The 3,215-nt window shown below is 76.1% G+C and carries 4 protein-coding genes; all 4 read left to right on the top strand.

The annotated features are described in order from the left end of the window. Positions 1–174: 174 nt before the first annotated feature. Positions 175–504: a hypothetical protein gene (locus GTW08_RS16225; protein ID WP_073574992.1), complete on the top strand. Its 330-nt coding sequence runs from the start codon at positions 175–177 to the stop codon at positions 502–504. Between the two features lie 46 nt (positions 505–550). Next, complete coding sequence (locus GTW08_RS16220; RefSeq protein WP_073574993.1) at positions 551–946, top strand: hypothetical protein; 396 nt, start codon at positions 551–553, stop codon at positions 944–946. 214 nt (positions 947–1,160) lie between these two features. After that, the gene (locus GTW08_RS16215; protein ID WP_083658321.1) at positions 1,161–2,279 is read left to right on the top strand and encodes a polyprenyl synthetase family protein; all 1,119 of its coding nucleotides are present in this window, start codon (positions 1,161–1,163) and stop codon (positions 2,277–2,279) included. An 86-nt stretch (positions 2,280–2,365) separates the two neighbouring features. Then, a complete protein-coding gene (locus tag GTW08_RS16210; protein ID WP_083658324.1) occupies positions 2,366–3,124 on the top strand; it encodes a class I SAM-dependent methyltransferase in 759 nt (252 codons plus the stop codon). Positions 3,125–3,215: the final 91 nt, after the last annotated feature.

The following is a 3,215-nucleotide window of genomic DNA, read 5'->3' as shown; positions in this document are numbered from 1 at the left end:
CGAACTCGCGGCGGGCCGCGTCGGTCGCGGCGGCCAGCACCGCCTCGCCCCGCTCGTCGTCCGCCACCGGGCCAGCCTGCCACGCGGGGCCGTCGGACGACCGCCGGACGAACCGGAGGGCCCACCCGTCCCGCCGCGGGTTGCGCACCGCCGGCCCCCGGGGATGATCAGCGCGTGCTCTACATCGGACCGGTGGAGATCCCCGGGTCGGACGACCACGAGGGGTTCGTCAGCGCGGACACCGCCGACGGCCGCGCGACGGGGATCTGGAGCGACGCACGCCGCGTCCCGGCCGTCGCCTACCGTGCGGCCTGCGAGTGCGGCTGGCGCGACGACGTGGCGTTCGTCCCGGACCGGCTCGGCCACTCCGCGGCGCTGCGCGCGTTCGTGGACCACCACTTCAGCCCGGTCACCGGCGCCCCCGCGCTCGATTCGGTGCGGCACTTCCTCCCGGCCTGGGCCGCCGTCGTCGTCGCGCGGGAGCTCGCGCCCGCGATGGCCTGAACGCCCGGTTCGTGCACCTGCGGCCGGTTGTCGGCAGACTGCGAGGATGTCCGCCCCACACCGCCACGCCGCCCCCGACGTCACCCGCTCCACCCCCGTCCTGGCCCTGCGGGTGCTCGCGACCGCGTCGGTCGTCGTCCTGGCCTGGCAGTTCGTGACCGCCGCCGGCCTGTTCACCGGCGGCGACGTCGGCCCGCACGGCACCGGCGCGATCGTGCTGCACGTCGTCACCGGGCTCGCCGCGGCGGCCGCGGTGTGGCTCTGTGTCGTCACCGCCGGAGCGTGGTGGCCGTCGGTCCTCGCCGCGGCTGTCTTCGCGTTCACCTTCGTCCAGGCGTGGTTCGGCGACATCGCGGGGCTGATCGTGCACGTGCCCGGGGCGATGGCACTCGTCGCCGGGTCGGTGTGGCTGGTCGCCTGGTCGTTCCTCCGGGCCGGCTGACCGGCCCGGACGGCCGGTGACGTGGGTCACCCGAACCACGTGGCCGCTCCGTCCGAACCCGACCGGGGTGGTCTGTCCGATTCGGCGCGCGCGATCACGACGCCCCCCATACCCTCGACAGACCCGGCCCGGTCGTGCCCTCGGCCCCCGACCGGGTCCGGACGCCGACGTCCGGCCGCTCACCACCCCAGGCGACCCGACGGGAGGCCGCGCGATGTTCGTGGAGACCGGGCAGGACCGGCGGCTCGAGCACGTCCCCACCCACCCGGACTGGGTCGCGGAGATCCGCGGCCGGGTCCGGGCCCACGTCGACGAGACCGTGCGGCTCCGGTGCGCCGAGCACGTGCACTCGATGCGCGGTGCGGACTTCGTCGCCGGGGTCCTGAGCGACTTCGTCGGCCGAGGCAAGTACCTGCGGTCGATGTTCGGCTACCTGGGCTGGCGGGCCGCGGCCCCGGACTCCCCCGCCGCGTTGGCGGCCGTGTCCGGGCTGGAGCTGCTGCACGCCTTCGCCCTGCTCCAGGACGACGTCATGGACCGTTCGCAGTTGCGCCGCGGCCGGCCGACGGTGCACGTCCAGCTCGCCTCCTGGCACCGCGGCCAGGGCATGTCCGGCTGCCCGGACCGGTTCGGCGAGTCCGGCGCGGTGCTGCTGGGCGACCTGTGCCTGGTGTGGGCCGAGCAGGCGATGCGTGAGAGCGGGCTGCCGCGTGCGGTGCTCGACCGCGGCTGGCCGCGCTACGACGAGATGCGCTCGGAGCTGGCCGTCGGGCAGTTCGCCGACCTGCTCAACGAGGCCCGCCGCGTCCCCACCCTCGACGAGGTGATGGACGTGCTGCGCCGCAAGTCCGGCAACTACACCGTCCGGCGCCCGCTGGAGCTCGGCGCCGCGATGGCCGGGGCCACACCGGAGCTGCTCGCGGCACTCGGCGACTACGGGACGATGGTCGGCGAGGCCTTCCAGATGCGCGACGACGTGCTGGGCGTGTTCGGTACCGACGCCACCGGCAAGTCCGCGGGCGACGACCTGGCCGAGCGCAAGGCCACCAGCCTGGTCGTGCTGGCCCGCGAGGTCGCCGGACCGGCCACCCGGGGCGCCCTCGACGCGCTGCTGCACGGCTCCGACGAGGCCGACGGCCCGGTCGACGTCGCCGCGGCGCGGGTGGCGATCGAGTCGACCGGGGCCCGCCGCCGCATCGAGGAGCTCATCGCCACCCGGGTGCAGGGTGCGCTGCGGCTGGTCGACGGCGCGGTCGCCGACGGGGTGCTCGGCGACGACGTCGCCGCGGTGCTGCGCGCGATGGCCGTGCGCTGCGCCGACCGGGTCTCCTGACCGGGGTCGGCCCCCGCGAGTGGCTGCGGTGCAACAGGATGCGACCCGACGCGCCGTGCGACGCCGGCGGTCCTAGGCTCGCGGACATGGTCGACCGTTCCCCGTCCCGTCCCACCCGCCCCGGAACCGTCGGCCGTGCGGGCCTGCCCCGCGAGCAGGTTCCCTCGCACTTCGACGACGGCGCGGCCGACTACGACCGCCTGGTCGGGATGAACCCCGGCTACCACGACCACCTGCGCGCGTCCGCGGCCCGGATGCGGCTCCCCCGTGACGGCGCCGGGCTGCGCCTGCTCGACGCGGGCTGCGGCACCGGGGCCTCCACCGCGGCGCTGCTCGGGGTCGCCCCGCGCGCCGAGATCGTCGCCGTCGACGCCTCGGCCGGGATGCTCGAGCGCGCCCGCACCAAGCCGTGGCCGGCGTCGGTGCGGTTCGTGCACTCCACCGCCGAGACCCTCGCCGAGAACGGGGTCGAGGGACCGTTCGACGGGATCCTCGCCGCCTACCTGCTGCGCAACCTCGACGACCCGGACGCCCAGCTGCGCCGCTTCCACGACCTGCTGCGCCCGGGCGGGGTGCTCGCGCTGCACGAGTACTCGGTCGCCGACTCCCCCCGCGCCCGGCTGTCCTGGCACGCGGTCTGCTGGGGGATCATCATGCCGCTCGGCCGGATGACGACCGGCGAGACCGCGCTGTACCGGCACCTGTGGCGCAGCGTGAACACCTTCGACGGCATCGGCCGCCTGCGCGACCGGGTGCGCGCCGCCGGGTTCGACGCCGTGCAATCCGAGACCATGACCGGCTGGCAGAACGGCGTCGTGCACACCGTGCTCGGGACGCGGTCGTGACCGCCCGCCCGACCGACCCGCGCCGCGTCCGCCACGAGCCCGCCGGTGGCCTCGGCGACGCCGGGCAGCTGGGGCGGCGGCCGCGGGCGGT

The organism is Pseudonocardia sp. SID8383, from assembly GCF_009864975.1.
GTDB lineage: Bacteria > Actinomycetota > Actinomycetes > Mycobacteriales > Pseudonocardiaceae > Pseudonocardia > Pseudonocardia alni.
This window is presented reverse-complemented; position numbering and strand designations above follow the sequence as displayed.